26 protein-coding genes are annotated in these 21,255 nt (G+C 52.8%); 11 read left to right on the top strand and 15 right to left on the bottom strand.

Translation table 11 applies throughout. The features are described from left to right. Positions 1-21 precede the first annotated feature (21 nt). The 7 genes from RSK20926_RS06720 to RSK20926_RS22790 form a co-directional block, all read right to left on the bottom strand. Positions 22-1,101: a tyrosine-type recombinase/integrase gene (locus RSK20926_RS06720; RefSeq protein WP_008205306.1), complete on the bottom strand. Its 1,080-nt coding sequence runs from the start codon at positions 1,099-1,101 to the stop codon at positions 22-24. 232 nt (positions 1,102-1,333) lie between these two features. Continuing rightward, a complete protein-coding gene (locus tag RSK20926_RS06715) occupies positions 1,334-1,582 on the bottom strand; it encodes a hypothetical protein (RefSeq protein WP_008205305.1) in 249 nt (82 codons plus the stop codon). Beyond that, positions 1,579-1,917 carry a hypothetical protein gene (locus RSK20926_RS06710; RefSeq protein ID WP_008205304.1) on the bottom strand — a complete coding sequence of 113 codons (339 nt, stop codon included), beginning with the start codon at positions 1,915-1,917 and terminating at the stop codon, positions 1,579-1,581. Before RSK20926_RS06710 ends, RSK20926_RS06715 begins: the two co-directional genes overlap by 4 nt. Continuing rightward, positions 1,914-2,486 (bottom strand): hypothetical protein, encoded by a 573-nt coding sequence (locus tag RSK20926_RS06705; protein ID WP_008205303.1) that lies wholly within the window; start codon positions 2,484-2,486, stop codon positions 1,914-1,916. Before RSK20926_RS06705 ends, RSK20926_RS06710 begins: the two co-directional genes overlap by 4 nt. Positions 2,487-3,416: 930 nt before the next feature. Continuing rightward, complete coding sequence (locus RSK20926_RS06695; RefSeq protein WP_157133062.1) at positions 3,417-4,187, bottom strand: hypothetical protein; 771 nt, start codon at positions 4,185-4,187, stop codon at positions 3,417-3,419. A 190-nt stretch (positions 4,188-4,377) separates the two neighbouring features. Further along, positions 4,378-4,695: a hypothetical protein gene (locus RSK20926_RS22795; protein WP_157133061.1), complete on the bottom strand. Its 318-nt coding sequence runs from the start codon at positions 4,693-4,695 to the stop codon at positions 4,378-4,380. Between the two features lie 986 nt (positions 4,696-5,681). After that, positions 5,682-5,990 (bottom strand): hypothetical protein, encoded by a 309-nt coding sequence (locus RSK20926_RS22790; protein WP_157133060.1) that lies wholly within the window; start codon positions 5,988-5,990, stop codon positions 5,682-5,684. Positions 5,991-6,131: 141 nt separating this feature from the next. Between RSK20926_RS22790 and RSK20926_RS06680 the strand changes: the two genes are divergently transcribed. The 7 genes from RSK20926_RS06680 to RSK20926_RS06650 all read left to right on the top strand — a co-directional run bounded on the left by RSK20926_RS06680 (position 6,132) and on the right by RSK20926_RS06650 (position 9,922). Then, entirely contained in the window at positions 6,132-7,373 is a 1,242-nt protein-coding gene (locus RSK20926_RS06680) for a helix-turn-helix domain-containing protein (protein ID WP_008205298.1), read from the top strand. Further along, positions 7,370-7,654, top strand: a complete 285-nt coding sequence (locus RSK20926_RS06675) for a hypothetical protein (RefSeq protein ID WP_008205297.1) — start codon at positions 7,370-7,372, stop codon at positions 7,652-7,654. The genes RSK20926_RS06680 and RSK20926_RS06675 overlap by 4 nt, the downstream gene beginning before the upstream one ends. Beyond that, positions 7,651-8,250: a MazG-like family protein gene (locus RSK20926_RS22030; protein WP_008205296.1), complete on the top strand. Its 600-nt coding sequence runs from the start codon at positions 7,651-7,653 to the stop codon at positions 8,248-8,250. The genes RSK20926_RS06675 and RSK20926_RS22030 overlap by 4 nt, the downstream gene beginning before the upstream one ends. After that, positions 8,243-8,509, top strand: a complete 267-nt coding sequence (locus RSK20926_RS06665; RefSeq protein ID WP_008205295.1) for a DUF2312 domain-containing protein — start codon at positions 8,243-8,245, stop codon at positions 8,507-8,509. Before RSK20926_RS22030 ends, RSK20926_RS06665 begins: the two co-directional genes overlap by 8 nt. Positions 8,510-8,512: 3 nt before the next feature. Beyond that, positions 8,513-8,929 carry a DUF1064 domain-containing protein gene (locus tag RSK20926_RS06660; RefSeq protein ID WP_008205294.1) on the top strand — a complete coding sequence of 139 codons (417 nt, stop codon included), beginning with the start codon at positions 8,513-8,515 and terminating at the stop codon, positions 8,927-8,929. A gap of 3 nt (positions 8,930-8,932) precedes the next feature. Next, positions 8,933-9,250, top strand: coding sequence for a hypothetical protein (locus RSK20926_RS06655; protein WP_008205293.1), 318 nt, complete (start codon positions 8,933-8,935; stop codon positions 9,248-9,250). A gap of 63 nt (positions 9,251-9,313) precedes the next feature. Next, a complete protein-coding gene (locus RSK20926_RS06650) occupies positions 9,314-9,922 on the top strand; it encodes a transcription termination/antitermination NusG family protein (protein ID WP_008205292.1) in 609 nt (202 codons plus the stop codon). A gap of 88 nt (positions 9,923-10,010) precedes the next feature. Here RSK20926_RS06650 and RSK20926_RS06645 read toward each other — a convergent pair whose 3' ends face one another. Beyond that, the gene (locus tag RSK20926_RS06645; RefSeq protein WP_008205291.1) at positions 10,011-10,994 is read right to left on the bottom strand and encodes a hypothetical protein; all 984 of its coding nucleotides are present in this window, start codon (positions 10,992-10,994) and stop codon (positions 10,011-10,013) included. A 125-nt stretch (positions 10,995-11,119) separates the two neighbouring features. Next, a complete protein-coding gene (locus tag RSK20926_RS06640; RefSeq protein ID WP_008205289.1) occupies positions 11,120-12,385 on the bottom strand; it encodes a WD40/YVTN/BNR-like repeat-containing protein in 1,266 nt (421 codons plus the stop codon). A 157-nt stretch (positions 12,386-12,542) separates the two neighbouring features. Here RSK20926_RS06640 and RSK20926_RS06635 point away from each other — a divergent pair, with 157 nt between their 5' ends. Beyond that, positions 12,543-12,767: a hypothetical protein gene (locus RSK20926_RS06635; RefSeq protein ID WP_037254095.1), complete on the top strand. Its 225-nt coding sequence runs from the start codon at positions 12,543-12,545 to the stop codon at positions 12,765-12,767. Between the two features lie 345 nt (positions 12,768-13,112). Here the strand turns inward: RSK20926_RS06635 and RSK20926_RS22405 are convergent, their stop codons facing one another. The 3 genes from RSK20926_RS22405 to RSK20926_RS06625 all read right to left on the bottom strand — a co-directional run bounded on the left by RSK20926_RS22405 (position 13,113) and on the right by RSK20926_RS06625 (position 15,294). Beyond that, positions 13,113-13,871, bottom strand: coding sequence for a restriction endonuclease (locus RSK20926_RS22405; protein WP_008205285.1), 759 nt, complete (start codon positions 13,869-13,871; stop codon positions 13,113-13,115). A gap of 341 nt (positions 13,872-14,212) precedes the next feature. After that, positions 14,213-14,557 carry a hypothetical protein gene (locus RSK20926_RS06630; RefSeq protein WP_008205283.1) on the bottom strand — a complete coding sequence of 115 codons (345 nt, stop codon included), beginning with the start codon at positions 14,555-14,557 and terminating at the stop codon, positions 14,213-14,215. Continuing rightward, entirely contained in the window at positions 14,554-15,294 is a 741-nt protein-coding gene (locus tag RSK20926_RS06625) for a hypothetical protein (RefSeq protein ID WP_037254091.1), read from the bottom strand. Before RSK20926_RS06625 ends, RSK20926_RS06630 begins: the two co-directional genes overlap by 4 nt. An 832-nt stretch (positions 15,295-16,126) precedes the next feature. Here RSK20926_RS06625 and RSK20926_RS22785 point away from each other — a divergent pair. The 3 genes from RSK20926_RS22785 to RSK20926_RS06610 are packed head-to-tail and all read left to right on the top strand — an operon-like array spanning position 16,127 to position 17,398. Further along, positions 16,127-16,615: a hypothetical protein gene (locus RSK20926_RS22785; protein WP_157133059.1), complete on the top strand. Its 489-nt coding sequence runs from the start codon at positions 16,127-16,129 to the stop codon at positions 16,613-16,615. After that, positions 16,605-17,006 carry a helix-turn-helix transcriptional regulator gene (locus RSK20926_RS22025; RefSeq protein WP_157133058.1) on the top strand — a complete coding sequence of 134 codons (402 nt, stop codon included), beginning with the start codon at positions 16,605-16,607 and terminating at the stop codon, positions 17,004-17,006. Before RSK20926_RS22785 ends, RSK20926_RS22025 begins: the two co-directional genes overlap by 11 nt. 2 nt (positions 17,007-17,008) lie before the next feature. Beyond that, a complete protein-coding gene (locus tag RSK20926_RS06610; protein ID WP_008205276.1) occupies positions 17,009-17,398 on the top strand; it encodes a DUF6941 family protein in 390 nt (129 codons plus the stop codon). A gap of 191 nt (positions 17,399-17,589) precedes the next feature. On the opposite strand, the gene RSK20926_RS06605 is transcribed toward RSK20926_RS06610, so the two are convergent. The 3 genes from RSK20926_RS06605 to leuC form a co-directional block, all read right to left on the bottom strand. Next, a protein-coding gene (locus tag RSK20926_RS06605; protein WP_085979690.1) for an IS3-like element ISRosp5 family transposase occupies positions 17,590-18,716 on the bottom strand; the annotation gives its coding sequence in 2 pieces (ribosomal slippage) (positions 17,590-18,452 and positions 18,452-18,716; 1,128 coding nt in all). Positions 18,717-19,189: 473 nt separating this feature from the next. Beyond that, entirely contained in the window at positions 19,190-19,795 is a 606-nt protein-coding gene (leuD, locus tag RSK20926_RS06595; protein ID WP_008205273.1) for a 3-isopropylmalate dehydratase small subunit, read from the bottom strand. Positions 19,796-19,807: 12 nt separating this feature from the next. Next, positions 19,808-21,214 (bottom strand): 3-isopropylmalate dehydratase large subunit, encoded by a 1,407-nt coding sequence (gene leuC, locus RSK20926_RS06590; protein WP_008205271.1) that lies wholly within the window; start codon positions 21,212-21,214, stop codon positions 19,808-19,810. Positions 21,215-21,255: the final 41 nt, after the last annotated feature.

Below are 21,255 nucleotides of genomic sequence, written 5' to 3'. Positions count from 1 at the left end.
TACGCGTAATGGTTTCAGGCTTTATCGGCGCTCTACAGCCTTCAAAGCCGACTCCTGGTGAGACGGTGAGTGGTGTCCATAGACCTTCTCAATCGTCTCAGCAGAGGTCGAAAAGAACCCCGCCGCATCCCAAACGGAGGCACCGTTTTGCAGAGCCCAGGTAATGGCCGTGTGCTTGAGAGTGTGCGGGGTCACGTCTTCGAGGCCAGAGTTGGAAACGGCAGTGTTGAATGATCGCTTCACATTGCCCACCCGTGCGCCCTTGAATTCGATGGCCCAAGTGTCACCGGATGCCCGCCAACGGCGAAGGTGAGCCGCAAGCTGCCGTGGGATTCGAGCTGGAGCCCGGCGCTTTTTCGTCTGACGCTCTTCACTCCCGCGGCGAAACATAATGCCACGTTCAAGGTCGAACCAGCCGCCAACGGTGTTGGGCTCGTAGCCCATGCGAAGAATCGCGTCTTTGCGCGTGCCGGTATAGATGGCGATGAGAATGAATTTTGCCAGGTGCTTCGACTTCTCGCCCCGATAGGCGGACCACAACAGCTTTGCCGCCTCGGAACGGGTGAGCCAGCGCTCATTGGGTTGCGGTTTCTCTGGCAAGGTCACGACTGGCGCGCTTGTCAGATAACCCTCTCTATGAGCATAATTGATGGCGGTTTGAAGCGTCCCTAGTTCGCGTCGTGCGGTGCTGGAGGCAATCGGTTGCCAGGCTATGGCCTCTTTTGTAATAGGGTCGCGCTTTGTGACCTTCTTGCGAAACTTAGCATAACGTCTGCAGGTCTCGCCCTTGATATGGCTCGCTTTTAGATCTGACCAAAAAGGTAGCAGCGCCTCTATTGCATAACCAATGCGCGCCGGATCAGCGACAGTCGGAGCATATTCTTCGGCATAGATCGCAAGTATCTCTCCGCAGGTTATGTTTGCCGGTTCATTGGCAGAATTTGAGCGTCCTTTGGTTGCGATGTAGGCTGCGAGGACCTTTTCAGCCTCTGCGCGGCTAGAGCAGCCCGTTGACTGGTCTGGCTCCCCTGTGTCTCGGATATACCAATTGGGGCGATGGCTGAACTTGTGGAGACGGGGCCCTTTGGCTGTTCTTGGCATCGTTTCACCAGTTTTGTGTAATCGTTTCGATCAATGCGAAGGGCTCGCCCCATACGAACAAGTAGACCATGATCCTCCGCGACCAAGCGAAGGCTTTGCTTGGGTACTCCTAGCTCACTTGCCGCCTGGTCAATTGTTGCAAGACTTGGTGTCATTGGCAAAAACCTCCATCACTTATTGTCGTCGGTGCCGCTACAGGTTCTTTCATTGAGCGTTGTGCCACGGCTTCCTCTCAGAAAATGTAGTGGGCAACTGCCAGCGCCAAGACGGCGCAGGCGATGGGTTTCAATTGATTTCGCTGGGCGCGCGCTGGGCGCATGAGGGCGCCGCTCTGAAGGCCCGCAAAGCGACCGAGAGGCGCGCGCCCCGGTGAACCCCCTTCACCCCCAACGTGAGTGGTGGGAAAAGCCCCGGCAGCGCGCAGGCCGCCGGGTGAGGTGCCCGCATCGATGCGGGGCAGGGGGGAACCGTGTTTACTCATGAGAAGACCTGCAGCAGGCCCAACCCATCCGCATAGGCGCGAAGATGGGTCTGAAACTCTGTGCTGAGGTAGCCGCGTTGCACCTCATCCTCTTCGCCGTTGATGCGGCGCTGCAGATTGCCCAGTTTGCGTACAAGGGTGACGGGGAACTTGGCTTTACCGGCATCCTGGGCAATAGCTTTCTGTTTCTTGTTGGGTTTGGAAACCTTGCCTGGGATCGCTGCTTCGGCGTACTGCGTGACGTAGCTCATCAGCTCGCGCTTGTTCCAAACCCAGGCCTTTTCCTTCACCGCCAGATCTTCGGCAGTTTCCTTCATGTGACTGGAAGCGCTCATGCTGCCGCTCCCATACCATGCATGCGGATCCGGGCTGGCAGATCGGCTATGGCGGCGCAGCGCCAGTTCTCGGCGGCTTCCAGTGCGGTGGCCCCGCGACCAATGATGCCGAACATGTCGATTTCATAGAAATGAGAGGTGACGCGCTGGGCGGGCAGGGTTGGGTCAATCCACGATCCTGCGCCCATCTGTGCGGCCGCGATGGTCACCAGATGGATCTTCTCTGCAGGCTTCTGTGCAAACGCGCCAAGAAACGCCAGAAGCGGATCCATTCCAGAGAGCCTTTCAAGACTGCGCAGTACCGTACCGCACCAAAGGCGCAAGCAATTGCCCAGATCCGCGTCTATCGCATCCACCCCATGCAGCGTGATGTGGGTGGCTTCGTCATTCTCGCAGATTGTTGCATCCAGGAGCCTGACAGCCAGGTCAGCGGCTTTCGTAGGTGAAACCAGCGTCAGCCATTCCAAGAGGGCTGCAGCGGACTGAGCGGCTCGAACCCCTTCTGTCTGATAGGCGGGGGTTGCTCCGGGGATGACTACTGAAGAGATACATAACTCCCGATCGTTCATGGGAACACCTCATTGGCTTGTTCTGACGAAATCGAATATTGCGAAAAACGCAACTTACATCAAGTAGAAAGTTGCGAAAATCGCAAATTATTGTACTTGGCAGAGTCGGGTAAAGGCTGTTGGTTGCGATTTTCGAAGGGCGATTGAAGGGGGGAACTGTTGTAGCTAGCTCGTCGGGAACAGGAGTATGCAATTGATGAGGATATTGAATCGCGCAACTCCGAGGTGACGAAGTGCATGAAGCAAACATAGTTCAACTAACCCACATATGCCTTTCAGGCCTGTTAGTCGGGGGCTTTGAAATTGAGGTGACTACATCAATTGAAGATTTTGAGGAACGGCTCGCTTGCGCGGAAAAGCTGCCAAATCACCCAATGATCTCCCCGTCTTGGCATGATTTCTCGCCAACAGAAGTGTTTGCTTTGGTTTTTAGGGTTGATGGCCAGGATATCGGGGGAGTTGCAGCGCGCTTCATCGATCTAGGCGAAAGCAGCCTAGCCGATCACTGGGCTCGAAGTTACAAGCGGCTCTACGGAGGTATGCTAGAGACCCCGGTTCACAACTTCAGTTCCATACCGAGGAATGAGATATCTGGAAGAATAGTATATTTGGGGGAGCTCTTCCTGAAGCAAGAGTTTCGCGATAGAAGCTTGAATTGGCGCGCAGTTTTCCACTACCTTTTCTCACTTTGCTTTCTACGTTGGCGGCCTGATTGGATCTATGGGTTTGTAAGGCAAAAGGATGTTTTAGATGGTAAAGCTAGCAGATACGGATTCACACGACAGCATGTTGGACCGCAAGAGTGGATAACAAGCAAGCCGAGGCGAAGCAGTAGTGAATACCTAGTCGCCGTTCCGCGAAGAGACTTCCATGATGCCGCAGCATTTTATGCAAGAAATCCAGCAGCACTCAACCTGAAGCAGGAAGTTGTCAGGCCGGAAAGCAGTAGCTAAGGACGAACCGGTTTCCATTGGGGCTTTCAACTGGTAGCTGCAGTCGAAAATATTCAACTTCAATCTCCGCACTCTCTGCTGGGAAGGGGATTCTCACTGAGATGGGTGGCGAAAGTGTGGGGGTGCCTTTGTTTGCAACTTCGTAATAGCATCTGACCAATTCTTGCTGTGAAGGCTTGTCGAAGGTTTCGACCAGCCTCCTTAAGGCGTCTGGATCGGTTGTTCCCAGTTTCTTTGCAGCCAAACTCTGCCTCCCCACTTCGTACGGAGTGACAATACTGTCCTCTGCTGAGGGGGTGTGGATTAGGTCAAAGTGGTCTTGTATTTGCTCGTGGCCAACGAGCTTACCGTCTTGCTGGTGCCACCAGCGCAATAGAAGTGAAACTATATCTTTGCTTTCAAGAAGATTAGGGTCTTGGCTTGCGGCGTGAAGGCGATCACGAGCAACACGCATTACATCTGTTAGTACGCGGGAGGCTTGCTTGCTTACTTCTTGCTGATAGGCGGGATCTGGTTTGAGGCTCAATTCGTCGCCTCGACCCATGAGGAATTCGAAGGATACTCCAAGCTTAGTTGCGAGCGCCATGGAGGTGAAAACTCCAGGGTCTTTGGTTCGGCCAGCAAGCACACCGGAAAGGTAGGATGAGTCCTTGCCAATTGATTTCGACAGCGGGCCGAGGCCTTCACCTGAGGCTTCAATCAACGCTCGCCAATGCTTGACTAGCTGCGATGTCATCATGCGGCTCACCAATGTTTATATTCAATATGGATACCGTTCTAGTTGACTGGATTGGACGCTGTCAAGAAAGTGACACAGGCTAGCGTTGTGTAGTTTTAGGAGTATTCGCTCCGTGCAAACGCTTACGCGCAATTCAATTTAGAAATGCGATGATGGGCAGAAAGATTTAGCATGAAAGTACGGGAGGCTATTGTAGCCCTCAGGAAGATCGATGGGTGCTCGGATCCAGTGGAGAGAGAAGACCTTTTGCGGATTTTAGCAAGAAGTCACGCTCTTCCGGAGATAATCGACTCCATAATTCTAGCAACTCTTTTACTTCCTCGGGGCTCGTCTGAGGCTGATCTGGATAGAAAAATTTCCAGATTAGAGGTGCCTCGTTAGCTTGTACTTGCCGGGCACCCTTCAAAATCTTGCTGATCTTATCAGGTGAAATACCTGTTTCGCGAGCTAGGCGCGCCTGCTCTCCACGATTGTCTTTCAGGTGGCTCTGAAGCCAGTTTCTATCGATGAGTTCCATAATCTACATAGTGCGATAATCGCAACTTGGCGTATATGGGGTATTTCGCAACATCTCTCTTGACCAAAGTTGCGAAAATCGCAATAAGATTGAGCCATGTTGAATCCAGCGGCTACAGTTATTGAAAGGTGCGGCGGCGTGAATGCCGTGGCCAAGATGGTTGGAAGGCACCCAAGTCGTGTACGCAGGTGGGCCTATTCCAAAGATAGAGGGGGGACCGGAGGGCTGGTGCCTACTGACCTCCAAAGCGTATTGCTCTTGGCCGCTCACAAACAAGGTCGAGACCTCCTTCCAGAACATTTCTTCAAAATAGAAGTAATTCAAACGATAAGTGAGGGAAGGTGATGCGTCACACAGCCTGCCACCAAGTGCAAATTCCCTCTGCTCGCCATAATTGTATGGTGGCGCGTTGGAAAAATCTTGCCCAAACGAAAGATACTGGAGCATCAGCTCGAAAGTGGTTCGCTGAACTGCTCTGGGTGGCCTTCCCCTCGCAATCCGAAAGAGAACTGCGTGCTGAGGCGTCAAGAACCCTGGGCTGCTCAGAGCGTCAGGTTGGAAACTGGCTGAACTGCGAAAACGATGCCTCACTTAGCGTCGTTGTCAGTGTCCTGATCGTGGCGGGCGCAGAAGTAGTGTTCCAAAAACTTGAGGGCGGAAAATGAGTGTGCGTTTGCGCCTTCTTGCAAGGTTTTATGAAATGCGTGCCAGTCGCGCCCAAGCTCGGCTCAACTACTTTCAGGCCAAAGCTGCAGCTGCATGGGCTGCATTCACCAGCGGAAGCCGTTCTAAATGACTTGGCTTCGAAATATCTCAAGGGCCTATTCGCGCTGGGCGGATCGCTTTGAGCTCGTCCTGCTTAAGTTGCGGGAGGGGTGGCGATGATTTTGAACCCGCAGCTTGATGAGGCTCTCGCGGCCTGTAGCGTTTGCCGTGAGCTCGAAGCCAGAGGGGGCAAGCTCAATTTGGATGTCTCTGGGCTGCAGCTAGATGACAAACCTATATCGCTTGTTTTGCACAGTTTGGCCCTCGAACTTCAGGCCTTTTGTGTTTCCCAAGGTTTCCTTCATGGCACGGCTGAGAGTCAACTGAATCTGGCTCATCGCGTAATCAATCGCTATCTTCGCCACCTCATCCTGGCCGCCCCAGTTGTTACAGTGAGCGCATCCAATGGGATCGCTCTTGCTCTTCGGTTTTCCTTTTCCCCGAGTGGATATGCGCTGCTTACAGTGGCCGCAAAGAACCGGGTGCTGCTCTCCTTCAACGGAGATTACGATGGTTGAATCATCATACATAGAAATACCTTTCGCTGCGTGTTGGACTACCGCGAAAGGTGCAGGCAATCAGTGCTTAATACAAGCACCGGTTGCCTGCGAAGGTCTCGATTTTGACGGGCGCCTGAAACTCTTCCTGCTCAAACTGCGGGAGGGGTGGCGATGAATTCCGCGGCCCCATCCCCCTGTTCATCAGCATCCCCGGAAAAACTGCTGTTTCAGAGTGTTCTGTTTCTGGCGTTGCTGGATGCAACCTCTCCCTCCACCGTGGCGCGCTATGCCGAAACACGCGACCGCGCAAAGAGGTGGTTCCAGGAGGGGCGAAAGGACTTCCGGTGGATTTGCTGGCTGGCGGGGTTTGATCCTGCAGAGGTGCGTGCTGCCTACATGGCTGGCCGCATCAATAGAGAAGCACTGCGTGGCGCGCTGGTAGGGCACCACGCAAGCCGTCGCCGGGCAGGAGGTGAGGGTATGAGCCAATCTGTGAGGGTTAGGCGAAGATCTGGGTATTCGACCATTCCGAACTCCGTCATTCGCAACACAAACCTCTCTGCTGAGGCGAGGCTTATGCTTTGCTACATCATGTCATGCAGCGAGGACTGGATTTTCTATCGCGCGAAGTCGATGGAGATCCTGGGCTGTGGGCGCGACAAGTATCAGAAGATCATTCGCGAGTTGCGTGAGTCCGGATATCTGGTCATTCACGCCAAGCGCGGTGAAGGCGGTCGCCTGGATGGTCAGGAATGGGAAATCATCGATGAGCCCGGCGCACAGGATGTTGGGGGAGGCGGACCCGAAGCGGCCCAAGATGTAGTTTCTGCGCCGTCTAACCGTAAGCCTGAAAATCAGGCCCCCGGTGCCGAGACCCTGAACGGCGTTCACCGGGAGCCTGAAAAAACCGCCCGCCGGTCAAAACCGCCCGCCGGTGAATCAGGCCCCTTAAGAAAGAACAACAAACAAAAAGAAAAACAAACAAGTTGCGCGGCTGACGCCCCGCATGATGGTTTTGATTTTGGATCTTTCTTTGATGAGGTTTGGCGTCTGTGCCCACGGCAGGACAGCTGGTCGCAAACCGAAGAGGCGGTGAAAGCCGTGATCGATGGTGGCGCTGTGCCAGCTGAAGTGCTGGGCGCAATCCGGGCCTATGCCAGCCGCACCGCGGGGCACGACCCATCCAGGATCAAGTACAGCCAGAATTTCTTTGCTGGTGGGTTCTGGGAGCAATTCGTGCCAAAGCGCGCTGCAAAGGTGGATCGCGCTGAGATCCTGCGCCGCCGGGCCGCTGACATCACCTCAGGCAAGACTTTCCTCATTCGCAGCATCTCTGCCCATGCGGCGGGGGAGTGCATCACCGCCGGGCTGGTGACGGCTGAGCAATGCCGAGAAGCGGGGATAAACCTATGACCTCACCCCATCTGAACCCAGAAGCCCATGGCATCGCCTTTGGTGCGGCAGTTGTGACCGTGGATCAGGACTTGGGCGATTGCATCGTGAGGGCGCCCCGCAAGGTCGGAATGACCGTTTCGCCTGTTAGCCGCCGGTTCAACAGCCTGGATGAGATCGAAGGCGCGCGCACACAGCAGCTGCGCCTAGAGGCGGGAGGGGACGCGGTAGCTGGTGACATCGCCCGCGCCCTCAAATTCGCAGCGCAACAGTTAGCCAGTAAGCAAGGGAAACGCAGATGATTGATTTCGAACAACTCCGCATCGCCAATGTTGTCCGCCAGATGGAATGGCCCGGCAATGAAGAGGCGGATCTAGCCTTTCGCGCGCTGGAAGTGGCTGACGAGGCAGGCGAGGTGATGGGCGCCATCAAGAAGCTGGAGCGCGCAAGGCGTGGCATTGCTGGCAGCACGCTTGATCTACAGGACGTTGCGGAGGAGCTGGGTGATACCATGATCGCGCTGGATCTATTGGCGAATGAGATCAAATGTGGGCCCGATGAATTCGCTCCAAGTGTCGAGCTGCAGGCGTCCCAATCCGTTCAGCCTGTAATGGAACAAGCGTTGATCCTGGATAACATGGTTGGCGATCTTTCGTTTGCGGCTTTTCTGCTCTTGGCAGCGATGTCCGCCGAAGGCGACGAACTGAAGCCGCGTGAACATGTAATTCAATGCATGAGCAGAGTTCTCGCGTCCCTGTCCGGTATTAGCGAAACCCTGGGCATAGATCTGGGGCAGGCGGTTGCTGCCAAGTTCAACAAGACCTCTGAAAGGTATGGAATGGCTACGCGGTTTGAAACTGCGCGACGTCCGCCATCGGGAGCGCTGCGAAATGACTGATCTGACCGAAGAAGAGAAAAGCGAAAACTACCGCGTCACGGCAGGAGAGCTGCGCCAGTTCATCGAGCGCTTTGAACGCCTGGATGCGGAGAAGAAGGATATCGCTGAACAGATGAAGGAGGTCATGGCTGAGGCCAAGGGGCGTGGCTATGACACCAAAGTCATTCGCTTGGTGATTGCCCAGCGCAAGCGCGACAAAGACGACATTGCCGAAGAAGAGGCGGTGCTGGAGATGTACAAAGAAGCGCTGGGCATGTGAGCCATGACAGAACGCATGACCGCAGAGCAGTATCGTGATGCACATCTCGCCAAAGGGCAGGGGGGAGATAAACGCAGGGTCCGTGGCGCCCAGCGCACCACCACGGCAGACGGCATCACCCATGACAGCAAGACCGAAGCGGAACGCTGGGAAGAGCTGAAGCTGTTGCAGCTGGCTGGCCAGATCTGTGGTTTGCGCCGTCAGGTAGATATCGGGCTGATAGGGCGGAACGGCCCAATTATGACAGACAGCGGCGAAAGGCAGCGGATTTATAAGGCTGATTTCGTCTATGTCGACAACGCGCTGGGCATCACGGTGATTGAAGACCGCAAAGGGCATGAAACGGATGTGTTCAAGCTCAAGAAAGCGATCCTTGCGGCCCAGGGGATGGAGATCCTTGTCACCAAGGCCAGGGGGTAGCCCATGGGCAAACGATCCAACTTCAAGCGCCGAAAGAATGACCTCTATCGGACCCCCTTTGATCCGGTGGCGCTGCATCCATTGATCAACCACTTTGCCGCTATGGCGCCCACCTGGTTGCTGTTTGATGCGGACTGGGCCTTTACCCTGCAGTCTGCCAAGTTTCGTCCTCTGTGGCGCCGCTATGTGGCAGTCGGCCGAGTGAAGTGGATCGCGGGTTCTGCCAACACTGGCAAGGACAATGCCGCTTGGTATCTCTTTGATCAGCGCTGCCGCGGCTATCACCGCAACCCTGAATTCGTTGGGCGCTGGGCAGCATAGGGCTGGTCGCCGGGTTTGCCGGGGAGCGGATCAAAGAAATCTGAAAAGTAGAAGAGGCAGGCAATGACCTACGAGATTGGGCAGCAGATCGATGCGCAGGAGCGTCGCGCGCTGATGGGTGAAGAGTTTCGGGACAGGGAAGGGCGCAAGATCAACCGCTGGTTCGTTCTCAAGGTGCAGCCCATGAAAGAGTTTGAGGTAGAGACATGGCTTGCGCATCAGGAGGGCGTGCTTGAGGCGTGGTTGCCAACCAACAAAGCATGGCGCAACCAGGCCCGCGGGCATCGGCGCAAGATCCAGTACCGCCAGAAGATCGCGCCTGGCTATGTCTTTGGCTGCGTAGAGCGTAGGGTAGCCTGGGATCTGCTGAAGCGCCGCTCAAACGGCAAGGTGCTTGGCGTGGTTGGCCACAATGGCCGTCCACTGCCTGTTCCAAAAGAGCAGATGCGCGCCATGAAGAAGCTGCCGAAGATCGTTCAAAAGATCTATGCCGATGCACAATCGGCCAAACTGGTCAGGCCCGGTGACAAAGCGCGCATTCTGGATGATGGCCCAATGTGTGATTGGGTCGTGGATGTGACCGAGGTTAACGGTGGGATTGCCAAGATCCTTGTGCCCTTGCTGGGAGAGCGGGAGGCGCAGATATCCATGGAGCAGTTGGAAAGGTTGTAGCCCTGGGCCCCTTGGAGGTGGGGCATTCCGTTCCTGAAATTCGAGCTAAGCAGAGCTTGGGCTTTGTAACGAGAGTGATGAGAAGCAATTACTTCCCAGAAATTGCTTTGGCTAGTTCTACAGCCTGATCCGTCGGCGTGTTGGCCTTGCCAAACTCAACTTTGTCCGCTGCCAAATCCGTTGCAAGCGCCGTCAGTGCGACTTTCTGCTTTTCATCTAACCCCGCTTGCAAAAGCTCTAAAGCATCAGCACGGGAATGATAAAAACCAGACATACGCAAAGAGTATCGATAAAGAGCGCTGAGTGTTGACAGTAGGAAGAGCAGGAGCACGCCTGGAGGGACCTGCACTGCTAGCGTGCGCCACCAATTATCAACCTCATTGTCACGTTGGACACGCCAACCCTCGAGGCATGATTGGGTCAATTCTGGATCGGTGTTTTTGCCTCTACAGGTCTCAAGAAAATCCTCGAAAGCTTGTTTGACCTCTTCTCGCTTTAATAGTTCTGGTTCATTCCAATGGGCATTAAGTTTTTTCTGTGTTTCACGTCCTAAGGCTGTCAGTACCTCTCTACGCGACTCAATCAATGAGAGAGAAAGGCGAGCGCCTTGGACAGGTGGCCATCCTTGAACATGCTTAGGTAGTTCACTATCAAGAAAATCAGCTAGCGTGCTATCACCACGCGTCCCATTTTCAATATGTAGGGCAGAAAGAGCTCCTTTTTTACTGGAGTCCACACGTACAATAATACCCTGCTGGCCAAAAAAAAGAAAATCAGATTCAACAGATATTGCCGCCTCAAAAGATGGCCAATTATCGGTGGGCAGATTTCGAAACGTGCGGCCTCCATCTTTTGAGCTGGTAAGGGTCGTTTTGCTAGGGAAAAACTTTAAATGGTTGATCTCGTAGGAAAGGATAATTTCCTTATTTGAAATGGTTTCAGCTTCAGAGCCAATGGACCTCCCGCCAATGGTTCTGTATCGGGGGTTCGTGCTTGTCAGCTTCGTCGGCGGAAAAGATGTTGGAAGAGCTTTGAGGGTTTTCCCGTTTGCCCAATCTGCGATGGTTTGCAATACCTGTGCGTTGTCCGTGATAGGGGCAAAACTCTGACCACCATCTCTCGAAAGAGTTGCAGGCCCATGGTTTCCAAACAGCAAAATATTCTGACCATCGACAACGAAATCGCGAAGGTTTGTCGTTACACCGGATTGTATCGGAAAAAAAGTTCCCCCCCATCAGTCGAACGGGTGATTGTTCCTCCAGCACCAAAGAGAATAATACTATTTTCTTGGGCAACGGAACCCAGGAGGCTGTCTCCAATCTCAGCCGACACGTACTCAAAAGTCTGTCCCCCATCAATGGAGCGGAAAATTGTACCAGAGTCACCAAACAGTAGAACCGTATTGTTGTCCCAAACGGCATCGTTGAACCTTAAGTTTGCGAAGAACAGGCCGTCACCCTGCCTGATTATGGTATCGATCAACTCATTTTCCCTAAAGCCGTTCGATGCAGTATGGAAAGTCGCACCTCCGTCTTTAGAGAGGGCAATTTGGGCAGAACGTCCAGTTAGAAGAATTTTTTCACCGTTAGTGAACGCATCAGTGAAATCCACTTCCGAACTGAATGGAATTTGCGAAAATGATCGGCCCTGATCTGTGGATCTCAATATTGTACCTTTGTCTCCAAATAATAAGATGTTTTTGCCGCTTTCCACCGATCCATTGAAACCTCTTGGTGCCCTTGAGACCCCAGTGACGTAGAGATCAAAATCGGTCGATTCCGATGCCGGAATCTGAACTGTGATTGAAAAGTGGTTGTTCTGAAGGTCTGATGAAACGGAGGAAAAGGTTTTTCCCCCATCGGTAGATCTTGTTATCTCTTCTCCACTACCAAACAAAATTATACTCTCGGAATTGACAATTGAATACTTGAGGTCGGATTGAACTTCCGAAGAGACCAGTTCAAAGGTACGGCCGCCATCGGTAGAGCGCGTAATGGAACCACCATCCCCAAACAAAAGGACGTTTTCACCATCTATGATAGCATTGTTCAATGTCTCTGAAACATCTGAGGAAACAAGTTCGGTACTAAGCGCCAGCATCTGCACAAGTCCCTCACTGGCTTCACTTCCATGAATAATCGCGTCTCGCTGTTGATCGAGCTTTTTATGCTCAGCCAAATGGGCAGCTTGTTGATTTTTTAGTGTCTCTCTAGTGCCATCCACATATTTCTCCCAATAAGGCAGGCCGAGGTAAAATAGGAGGCCAAGAAAGATCACCAACAATAAGCCGCGATAAATCCAAGTTGCGCGTTGGGTGAATTGATATCCACGAAACCGCAGCTGTCTTATTACGCCCTCATAGGGACCTTTTGCACCTCGCCACTCCGCATCTTTTGCTGCTCGGCAGAGATCTGTTCTCTGATCGAAATCGGCCAGTTGCCCGAATTTGTATGAATCGCTCAAAATATGATCCGCTTCGGAATGAAATACTCTGCGTGCAAAGCTGCCCGCTCTATAGACCTTCTAGGTCGATCTAACAGCAGACAGCGGCAAGAAGGCAAGAACGAACTGTTACTCTAGGCAAACCACTTTACTCGTCCCGGCAATTCAGATGTGCGCCATGAATAAGCTGTCGAAGATCGTTCAGAAGGTCTATGCTGATGCACAATCGGCCAAGCTGGTCAGGCCCGGTAACAAAGTGCGCATTCTGGATGATGGCCCAATGTGTGATTGGGTGGTGGATGTGACTGAGGTGAACGGTGGAATTGCCAGGATCCTGGTGCCCTTGCTGGGGGAGCGAGAGGCGTTGATATCCATGGAGCAGTTGGAAAGGGTTCAAGCTTGAGTTGCTCAGGAGGCTATCAGCCCAAAGCAGCCATTGCTTCGAAAGCAATTACTCTAAAGCGGACCTTTCTATGCTCATCTCTATGCTCATCGGCACAGGTTCTAGAGCAGACCTTGCGGACCTTCGCCGCAGTCGTATCACTGGCCTTAACGCTTGTGAGATTTCTCTCTGAACGCGGACGTTGTCTACTGCAGATTTCGAGCTTCAGCACTTTCGCGGCGAGAAAGTGTATCCCATAGCTTGCGCAGCAACGGTTTTGCTACAGCTAGGACTGGCATGGCAACCAAATGCCTCAAACTGACAGCTACAGTAATAGCAAAATACAGCTTAGGATGGCTTTGAAGCCTAGCAGTCCAGCAAACGTCCTTGACTGGAGAAATATATTTGAGGAAGCTCGAAGTGATTTGTTCCATCAATCACTGCTTCACGTGCGATCTCCAGATACTCACGGTGTGAAGACACTGTTACTTGTTCTATTCTCTCAGGGTCCCCCCTGGGGTCATTTATTACTGCAGGAAAAGAGGAGTTTCCTGAAAAATATCGGGAAAAATTTCCTTCGGAGCCAAAGAATATATCGTATTTCCTGAATGCATTTACGTTTCCTATTTTATTTTTACCAACTAAATCTACCCCATTACTCTCTACTCCTGACCAAGCTCGAAGAATTGGCAAGAGTTGATCATGCATTTTTGTCAACAAGGTAAAAACACCCGCGTGCCACTCTTGAAAGAACGTTTCCTGAAATTGATCAAAATCCATCAAGTGAACATTAGTTGACGCCCGGGATAGCTCTGCACCAGACTGGAAGCCCGCTTTGGAAATTATTAGGCCAAAATGCGCACCTGAATCGGAACATATCGTTCGAAAGCTATGAACCACTTGTTGAGGAACCGGTTGGTTCCAATACTTGCATTCACACAAAACAACGATTGGTATTGGTGCAGTCTTTTTCACCGCGTGGACATCAATATTTGCTGCACCTCGTACTGTACAGAGCTTGTAATTTCGATAACTTTCATAACCCATTTCAAAAAATGCTTGAGTTACGAGCTCTTCGAGCTCTTGCCAGTCTGCAGGAGGTTTGTCAAAAAAAGTTCGTCCCATATAATCCTCTAACAATCACTACTACTAACATATCTATCTATACGGATTTTACGATGGCGCAGCCATGGTCTAACGTCTTAGGGGCGTCGATTGCTCGGAGTAGTTCCGCTTAGGGTTGCGCAGTGGGGGAGGCATCACAAATGTTACCAAGAGCTGCTAGAGACGTGTGGCGCATGCGAGAGGATGCCCGGAAAGGGCACCGGAGCTCATTACGGTGGAAGGAATGAGAAAGCACAAATCCGCTAAGCTACGGCGTGCGCTAACGGCTACTAGGCAAGAGTTACCTCACGCTTACATTTTCAGGGTCAGACAACTTGTGTGACGTTGAACCTCGTTATTGGCTAAGTTTGTTTGCGATTGCTCGACTGGCGATTTCTCTGATTGGTGCTTGTTTGTATGGAGCTAGGGATGAGTGCTTGTACAGAGAAATAGAATATCACCAAAGCCGCGATTGCTAGATAGTATTCTATCCCATCTATTCGCTCCAATATCGATTTGTCCTTAAACACAAAGAAGAAAGGTGGGATAATTGCAGCGGTTCCAGTTGCCAGACCTTTCGACACAAACGTTCCTAGCTGCCAGTCGTCGTCCAGCTTGAAGCAATTGGTGAAGAAGTGGACAATCGGGCCGAGGAAAAAGAGTCCTGCCGCGATAACCACATAATTTGTGACATACCATTCAATCATAGGAATTTGCCAATCCATTCCAGCAGCGCGCGAACGGCGGGAATGTTGTGCAGCCCTGTCAACACGAATGCGGAATAAACTCCAAATCCAGCGCCTACAGATTTGAAAATAAGGCCAAAACTACGATCTAATAACTTCGAAAATAGCTTGAAAAACTTGTACGAAATAACGGTAACCTCAGGAACAATGCCCCTCGGTAAAGCCAGTACAGCCCCAATTCTATTAGTTCTCTCAGCAGCATTCGTATAGATCCTCGCCCGACTTTCATCAAACTCTTGAACAAGCTCATCTAGCTCAACAAAAAGGGCCTCATCAACGCCGTCATCACCGATTGCAACGCGCTTCTCTGCATCAGTCAAATGCTGAGCCAGATCGAAGTGGGATAGTAATATTCCAACTGTATCAGTTAGCTCTTGAAAGCCTGATAGTTGATCCTCAAGGAGATCACTTTTAATCGGCTCAATTGTATGAACGAGTTTATTAGACATCGCCCAAACGATCGGAATTCTGATGTGCTCTAGGTCAGTTGACAGAGAGGTGACTAGTCTTTGCAGTGTTGTTGTGAGGTCAGGAGGAAGGATGTTAGACTGCTTTAGGCTTTCGTCATCGATTGCCCGGAGCGAGAGATCAATCGCGTGCGACTGGAATGCCGCCAGGTACTTGGGAAGTTCGTTTGGCTTTGGGCGAGTCCCCAAAGGCACCGAAATAAGTCCCTTTCTAAAAAGCTCGTTCGTCAAAAAAAATCCTTGGCTATAGCAGGTTTGAACCACACTCGATGAGCCAACACTACTTGTCTAGTCCCAAAGTTCTGGGTCGCTACATCTTGCAACTGTTATGGAATTTAGAAAAGGACGTTCGACGACTGGCTCAAACATACTCCTTCGCCCTAAGTAGGCCTTGACCCAATTGCAGTGAAATGATGCTTTGTCCCGCGGAGCAGTCTTGCCGTGGCCCAGCGTTGAGCAGCCGCTTTGCGCCGTTTGTGACGTGCTGCGCAGGCGAGGAGCAAGTATGGGGTCAACTGTGGCTGTGGCGCCATACCGATCAACCGCTATGTCCACTCTGATGTCTGTTTCGGGCAAACAGCCAGACTTTGCAAAGAGCTCTCTCTTCGCGAATTCGGACGCAGAGGATTACCCTGGCTTTGCGAACAGCGTTCGAGTGGTCCGGCCGCGTCTGAGCTGCCGAAGATTGTGCAGTAGATTTATGTCGACGCGCAGGCTTCTAAGTTGGTCAAGACTGGAGACAAGGAGAATTCTGGATGATGGCCCTAAGTACGATTGGGTGGTTGATGTTGCGGAGGTGAATGGTGGGATCGCCAAGATCCTTGTGCTTTTGATTGGATGGCGCTTTGCGGAACCAACTGACAAGATGCCCTTAGGACATTCTGTGAAGTGTTACGCAGCCAGACGACGAATGCAGTTTGATACTAGGTGATTAGAGGATTTGACTCTCCTTTTGATTGATGGTGTTGTGGCTCTTGCAACAGAGTTTTGAATTTAATGTGATCAAATTGTTTAGAGAAAAGCACCTCTCACCAAGTAGCCATACATTGACCAGAAGAGGGGGTTGACTTATATGCCAACTCCAAGTGAGTTAGAAGCTCAGGGTCAGCTTGTAAAGATTGATGCTGCGCTTGAAGAATGGGAACAAGAGTTTAGGTGTTTGTATGTTCACCCTAGAGTAGAAAATTGGTTCACTTCTGAACTGCCGAATTTGGATGCGGATGGCTTCTGGGAGAGTGTGCAGTCCCCCGAAGACCAAGCTGAAGATCTGGTGTATCGATTTGTGTCGGGGGAAGACGACATTGCAGACTTGCCACCTCATTCAATGCAGCCAAAAGAGGCAGGCGTGTGGGAGCTGTGCACTTATGATTTACGTTTTTTTGGTTGGTTCTGGCGTAAAGGTGTTTTCATCGTTTCAGCTGTAGATACGGCATGCCGGTGCAAGCAACATAGCCTGTATGCAGGATACCGTGAACAGTGTGTTAGGGATCGAGAGGGCTTTGATCTTACGCCACCACCCTTTATTACTGGAGAAACCTCAGATGTCCTTTAAGTTTAAAGTTTCTGATAAAGAGCGGGCAACAGGTCGTTTTAAGGGCCGGGCCCATCGTGCGATCGTTCGGGCCGTTCGAGAAGCTAAGGAAAGCAGGGGGCTGACACAATCGGATATTGCCGAATCCATGGGAGTGGACAAATCGGTAGTTTCCAGAATCCTGAATGGCAAAGGAAATTTAACACTCCAGACCATTGGCGAGATTTCGTGGGTTCTAGGCCTACGTCCTGATCTAGTTTTCTCCAATGCGGCTCCAAAGGATTTCCCGGGAAACAACCACTACCAACAAGACCTACGGGTTGATCGACCTGGCTCTAGTGGGGCTAGTTTTTTTCAAACCTCTGAGTTTGCGGCCAATCAACCTGTACAATTACCAATGGATGGTCAGTAACTATGACCCATGATGTTCAAATTGTTTTCTGCGATGATATTAGGCGAGAGGACAATGGGAAGCTCCTATTTGTTGGGGTCTATCCCGAGGACCTAGTTCCCTCGGCTTTGCCTTCAAATATCCTCATGAGCGTTTGGATTTCTATAAAGGAACTGAGCGTTGGGGTTCACAAAATGCGCTTGAGGTTTGATTTTCCTAACGAAAAACACATTGAGGTTGATGGGCAGGTAAGCGTTAAAGAACCAAATAGGGTCACGTCATTGGTCTATGCAGGTTTGCTGGTTACATTGGAAAGGCCGGGCGAGATCAAGGCGTCATTGAAATTTGGTGACGGCCCCTACTTTGATATCGGGTCTCTGCCGGTTCGCGCTCCTTGGGAAAAGAAAAGTTAACCCCCGACAGCATCGCATTGCCTGCTTGATTTGTTTCCTTGCCATTGGCCTGTAGCTTGAGGCGTAGTCATTGGCAGCCGCATGTGCACTTGCGGGCCCAAGTTCTTTCATGTATCCAAATATTGAGGTGAGTAGCGCTGTGATGCGTAGATAAGCCTGATCAGCCCCATCGAAGTGGTCCAGTGTGAGTGTTAGTGCATGATCGGCCTGGTTTCCACCGGAACGATGGCTTCCGGAGCCGGTGGGCGATAGCCCAGAGCACTATGCGGCCGTTTTGTGTTGTAGTGATTTCTCCATTGTTCAATCAGGATCTGGGCTTCACGCAGGCTGTAAAATACCTCTCCATTCAGCAGCTCGTCTCTGAAGCGCGCGTTGAAGCTTTCACAGTATCCGTTCTCCCAAGGTGATCCTGGTTCAATGTAGGCCGTTTGGGCACCGACCGCTGCGATCCAATCTCGAACGGCCTGAGCAATGAACTCTGGGCCATTATCTGATCTGATGAAAGCAGGAACGCCACGCAGGATGAAAAGATCTGTCAGCGCGTCAATAACTTCTGCCGAGTTCAAGCGCCTCTTCACCCGGATCGCCAGGCATTCCCGGCTGTGTTCATCCAGAATGTTCAGTGTCCGGAACGCTTTCCCGTCATCCGTTCGATGGTGCACGAAGTCATAGGACCAGACATGGTCACGATATTCGGGCCGGAGTCGAACACACGACCCGTCGTTCAGCCAGAGCCGTCCTTTCTTCGGTTGTTTCATTGGAACTTTCAGCCCCTCACGCCGCCATAGGCGCTCAACACGTTTGTCGTTGATTTGCCAGCCGGCGTCTCTCAGAAGAGCCGCTATCCGACGGTAACCGTATCGACCATATTGGCGTGTCAGTTCGATCATGTCAGACACCAACCGGTCTTCGTCAGCACGTCCAACAGGCACCCGCCTCTGTGTGGAACGGTGCTGTCCCAGAACACGGCAGGCGCGACGCTCTGAGACGTGGAACTGGCGTCGCACATGATCAATGCAGTTACGGCGGCGCGAGGGGCTCAGAAGTTTCCCCGTGCAGCTTCCGACAGAATGAGCTTGTCCAATGTCAGATCAGAAACTGCCCGACGCAGCCGGTCATTCTCCTTCTGAAGTCGCTTTAGTTCCTTCAGTTGGTCGGTTCCCATACCGCCATATTGCTTGCGCCAGAGATAGAAGGTTTGTTCTGTAATCTGCACCTGTCGAATGGCGTCTACGCGCGGCATCCCTTGGCCGCAAAGCACCTCAACCTGCCGTAACTTCGTGACAATCTCTTCGGGCTTGTGTCGCTTGATTCCCATATCTGATCCTCCGTTTCCTAACTATACGGGCGGATCACTTCAGTGGGGGAGGATCAATGCCAACGAAACAACAACGTGAGCCAGACTTGGATGCGCGACTTCTAATTCTTTGCAATTTTCGATTTTTGTTGGGGCCGACAAAACCGGGAAGCCGCAACCTGACGCTTCGTCGGCCCCGTCACGGGTCATGGGTTCCCGCGACAAAGCCACGCGAGAGGAAAGAGTAACCTCGCGCGGCGATGCCGTCGCGGGCAAGGCCGTGCAGCTTGCTTAGGGCGTCGTTAGCGGCTTGCTGAGTTGTGATTTACCGGGGGGGCGGGCCTTGCAGATTGCTCAGGCTCCTGCAGTCCCGGTGCGTTTCGATCTCATTTCAAATGACTTTTTAGAAATGCAAAAGGCCGCCTGAGAAACTCAGACGGCCTTTTGTAGCGAGTAGAAACGCAGTGCCTGCGAGAGAGATCAGGTTGTGATCCTCAGACCCACGGACGGGACTGTGACATCTGCTCTTCGTAGGTCTGGATTGAGCTCTGCTTTTGCAGGGTCTGGCCAATGTCGTCGAGGCCTTCCAGCAGGCAGTGCTTTTTGAAGGCATCAACTTCGAACTTGATCACGTCACCATCCGAGGTGGTGATTTCCTGCGCTTCCAGATCCACGGTCATACGGGCGTTTTCGCCCTTTTCCGCATCCGCCATCAGCACATCGACCTGCTCCTGCGGCAGGACAATGGGCAGGATGCCGTTCTTGAAGCAGTTGTTGAAGAAGATGTCTGCAAAGGAGGTTGAGACAACACATTTGATGCCGAAGTCTGCGATGGCCCAAGGCGCGTGCTCGCGCGAGGAGCCGCAGCCGAAGTTGTCACCGGCCACCAGGATCTCTGCATTGCGGTACTGCGGTTTGTTCAGCACAAAATCTTCGATCTCGGTGCCGTCGCGGTTGTAACGCATTTCGTCAAACAGGTTCTTGCCAAAGCCGGTGCGGGCGATGGATTTCAAGAAAACCTTGGGGATGATCATGTCGGTGTCGATATTGACCAGCGGCATGGGGGCAGCAACGCCCTGCAGTTTTTCGAACTTTTCCATTGTGCTGGCTCCTTACATCAGCTCGCGAACATCGGTGAGTTTGCCGGTGAGGGCAGCGGCGGCGGCCATGGCAGGGGAGACCAGATGAGTGCGGCCCTTGTAGCCTTGGCGGCCTTCGAAGTTGCGGTTCGAGGTCGAAGCGCAGCGCTCGTTCTCGGCCAACTGATCAGGGTTCATCGCCAGACACATGGAGCAGCCCGCAAGGCGCCATTCAAAGCCAGCCGCCTCAAAGATCTCTGCGAGACCTTCCTCTTCGGCCTGGGCGCGAACCAGGCCGGAGCCCGGAACGATCATGGCACGGATGCCTTCCTTGATCTTCTTGCCTTTGACCACCTCCGCCACGGCGCGCATGTCTTCGATGCGGCCATTGGTGCAGGAGCCAATGAAGACGGTGTCTATTTCGATGTCAGAGAGTTTCTGACCCGGGGTCAGGCCCATGTATTCGATAGAACGGCGCGCCGCTTCGACTTTGCCGCCTTCGAAATCTTCCGGAGCCGGCACAATGCCGGTGATCGGCAGCACGTCCTCAGGGGAGGTGCCCCAGGTCACAACCGGTTCGATGTCTTCGCCGCGCAGGGTGACAACCTTGTCGAAATGCGCGCCTTCATCGGTGTAGAGGGTCTTCCACCAGGTCAGAGCGGCTTCCCACTGGGCGCCTTTCGGGGCGTGGGTGCGGCCATTGCAGTAATCAAAGGTGGTCTGATCCGGTGCGATCAGGCCGGCGCGGGCGCCGCCCTCGATGGCCATGTTGCAGACGGTCATGCGGCCTTCCATGGAAAGGTCGCGGATGGCTTCACCGCAATACTCGATCACATAGCCGGTGCCGCCGCCGGTGCCGGTCTCACCGATCACGGCGAGGGTAATGTCCTTGGCGGTGACACCCGGCTTCAGCTTGCCGGTGATCTCCACCTTCATGTTCTTGGATTTCTTCTGGATCAGCGTCTGAGTGGCCAGAACGTGCTCCACCTCGGAGGTGCCGATGCCATGGGCCAGCGCGCCGAACGCGCCATGGGTGGCGGTGTGGCTATCGCCGCAGACCACGGTCATGCCGGGCAGGGTCCAGCCGTTTTCCGGGCCGACGATATGCACGATGCCCTGACGCACGTCAGAGACCGGATAGTAATGCACGCCGAATTCGCGCGCGTTCTTGTCGAGGGCTTCGACCTGGATGCGGCTTTCTGCAGTCATCTGTGCGGGATCTTCCCGTCCCGCAGTCGTGGGCACGTTGTGATCAGGTACCGCGATGGTCTTATCCGGGGCATGCACCTTGCGGCCGGCCATGCGCAGACCCTCAAAGGCCTGCGGGCTGGTCACTTCGTGAACCAGGTGGCGGTCGATATAAAGAAGGCAGGTGCCATCTTCTGCTTCATGCGCAACATGCGCATCCCAGATCTTGTCATAGAGCGTTTTGGGGGACATGGGTCCTCTCCCGTATGTATTGGAAATGCTGGCTTTGGGCT

The sequence above is a fragment of the Roseobacter sp. SK209-2-6 genome (assembly GCF_000169455.1).
Classification (GTDB): Bacteria; Pseudomonadota; Alphaproteobacteria; order Rhodobacterales; family Rhodobacteraceae; genus Pseudophaeobacter.
This window is presented reverse-complemented; position numbering and strand designations above follow the sequence as displayed.

Excerpts from the sequence above, each read along its gene's own strand:
- RSK20926_RS06720 (WP_008205306.1), bottom strand. The coding sequence starts at position 1,101 with ATGCCAAGAACAGCCAAAGGGCCCCGTCTCCACAAGTTCAGCCATCGC.
- RSK20926_RS06715 (WP_008205305.1), bottom strand. The coding sequence starts at position 1,582 with ATGAGTAAACACGGTTCCCCCCTGCCCCGCATCGATGCGGGCACCTCA.
- RSK20926_RS06710 (WP_008205304.1), bottom strand. The coding sequence starts at position 1,917 with ATGAGCGCTTCCAGTCACATGAAGGAAACTGCCGAAGATCTGGCGGTG.
- RSK20926_RS06705 (WP_008205303.1), bottom strand. The coding sequence starts at position 2,486 with ATGAACGATCGGGAGTTATGTATCTCTTCAGTAGTCATCCCCGGAGCA.
- RSK20926_RS22795 (WP_157133061.1), bottom strand. The coding sequence starts at position 4,695 with ATGGAACTCATCGATAGAAACTGGCTTCAGAGCCACCTGAAAGACAAT.
- RSK20926_RS22790 (WP_157133060.1), bottom strand. The coding sequence starts at position 5,990 with ATGTATGATGATTCAACCATCGTAATCTCCGTTGAAGGAGAGCAGCAC.
- RSK20926_RS06680 (WP_008205298.1), top strand. The coding sequence starts at position 6,132 with ATGAATTCCGCGGCCCCATCCCCCTGTTCATCAGCATCCCCGGAAAAA.
- RSK20926_RS06675 (WP_008205297.1), top strand. The coding sequence starts at position 7,370 with ATGACCTCACCCCATCTGAACCCAGAAGCCCATGGCATCGCCTTTGGT.
- RSK20926_RS22030 (WP_008205296.1), top strand. The coding sequence starts at position 7,651 with ATGATTGATTTCGAACAACTCCGCATCGCCAATGTTGTCCGCCAGATG.
- RSK20926_RS06665 (WP_008205295.1), top strand. The coding sequence starts at position 8,243 with ATGACTGATCTGACCGAAGAAGAGAAAAGCGAAAACTACCGCGTCACG.
- RSK20926_RS06660 (WP_008205294.1), top strand. The coding sequence starts at position 8,513 with ATGACAGAACGCATGACCGCAGAGCAGTATCGTGATGCACATCTCGCC.
- RSK20926_RS06655 (WP_008205293.1), top strand. The coding sequence starts at position 8,933 with ATGGGCAAACGATCCAACTTCAAGCGCCGAAAGAATGACCTCTATCGG.
- RSK20926_RS06650 (WP_008205292.1), top strand. The coding sequence starts at position 9,314 with ATGACCTACGAGATTGGGCAGCAGATCGATGCGCAGGAGCGTCGCGCG.
- RSK20926_RS06635 (WP_037254095.1), top strand. The coding sequence starts at position 12,543 with ATGAATAAGCTGTCGAAGATCGTTCAGAAGGTCTATGCTGATGCACAA.
- RSK20926_RS22405 (WP_008205285.1), bottom strand. The coding sequence starts at position 13,871 with ATGGGACGAACTTTTTTTGACAAACCTCCTGCAGACTGGCAAGAGCTC.
- RSK20926_RS06630 (WP_008205283.1), bottom strand. The coding sequence starts at position 14,557 with ATGATTGAATGGTATGTCACAAATTATGTGGTTATCGCGGCAGGACTC.
- RSK20926_RS22025 (WP_157133058.1), top strand. The coding sequence starts at position 16,605 with ATGTCCTTTAAGTTTAAAGTTTCTGATAAAGAGCGGGCAACAGGTCGT.
- RSK20926_RS06610 (WP_008205276.1), top strand. The coding sequence starts at position 17,009 with ATGACCCATGATGTTCAAATTGTTTTCTGCGATGATATTAGGCGAGAG.
- leuD (WP_008205273.1), bottom strand. The coding sequence starts at position 19,795 with ATGGAAAAGTTCGAAAAACTGCAGGGCGTTGCTGCCCCCATGCCGCTG.
- leuC (WP_008205271.1), bottom strand. The coding sequence starts at position 21,214 with ATGTCCCCCAAAACGCTCTATGACAAGATCTGGGATGCGCATGTTGCG.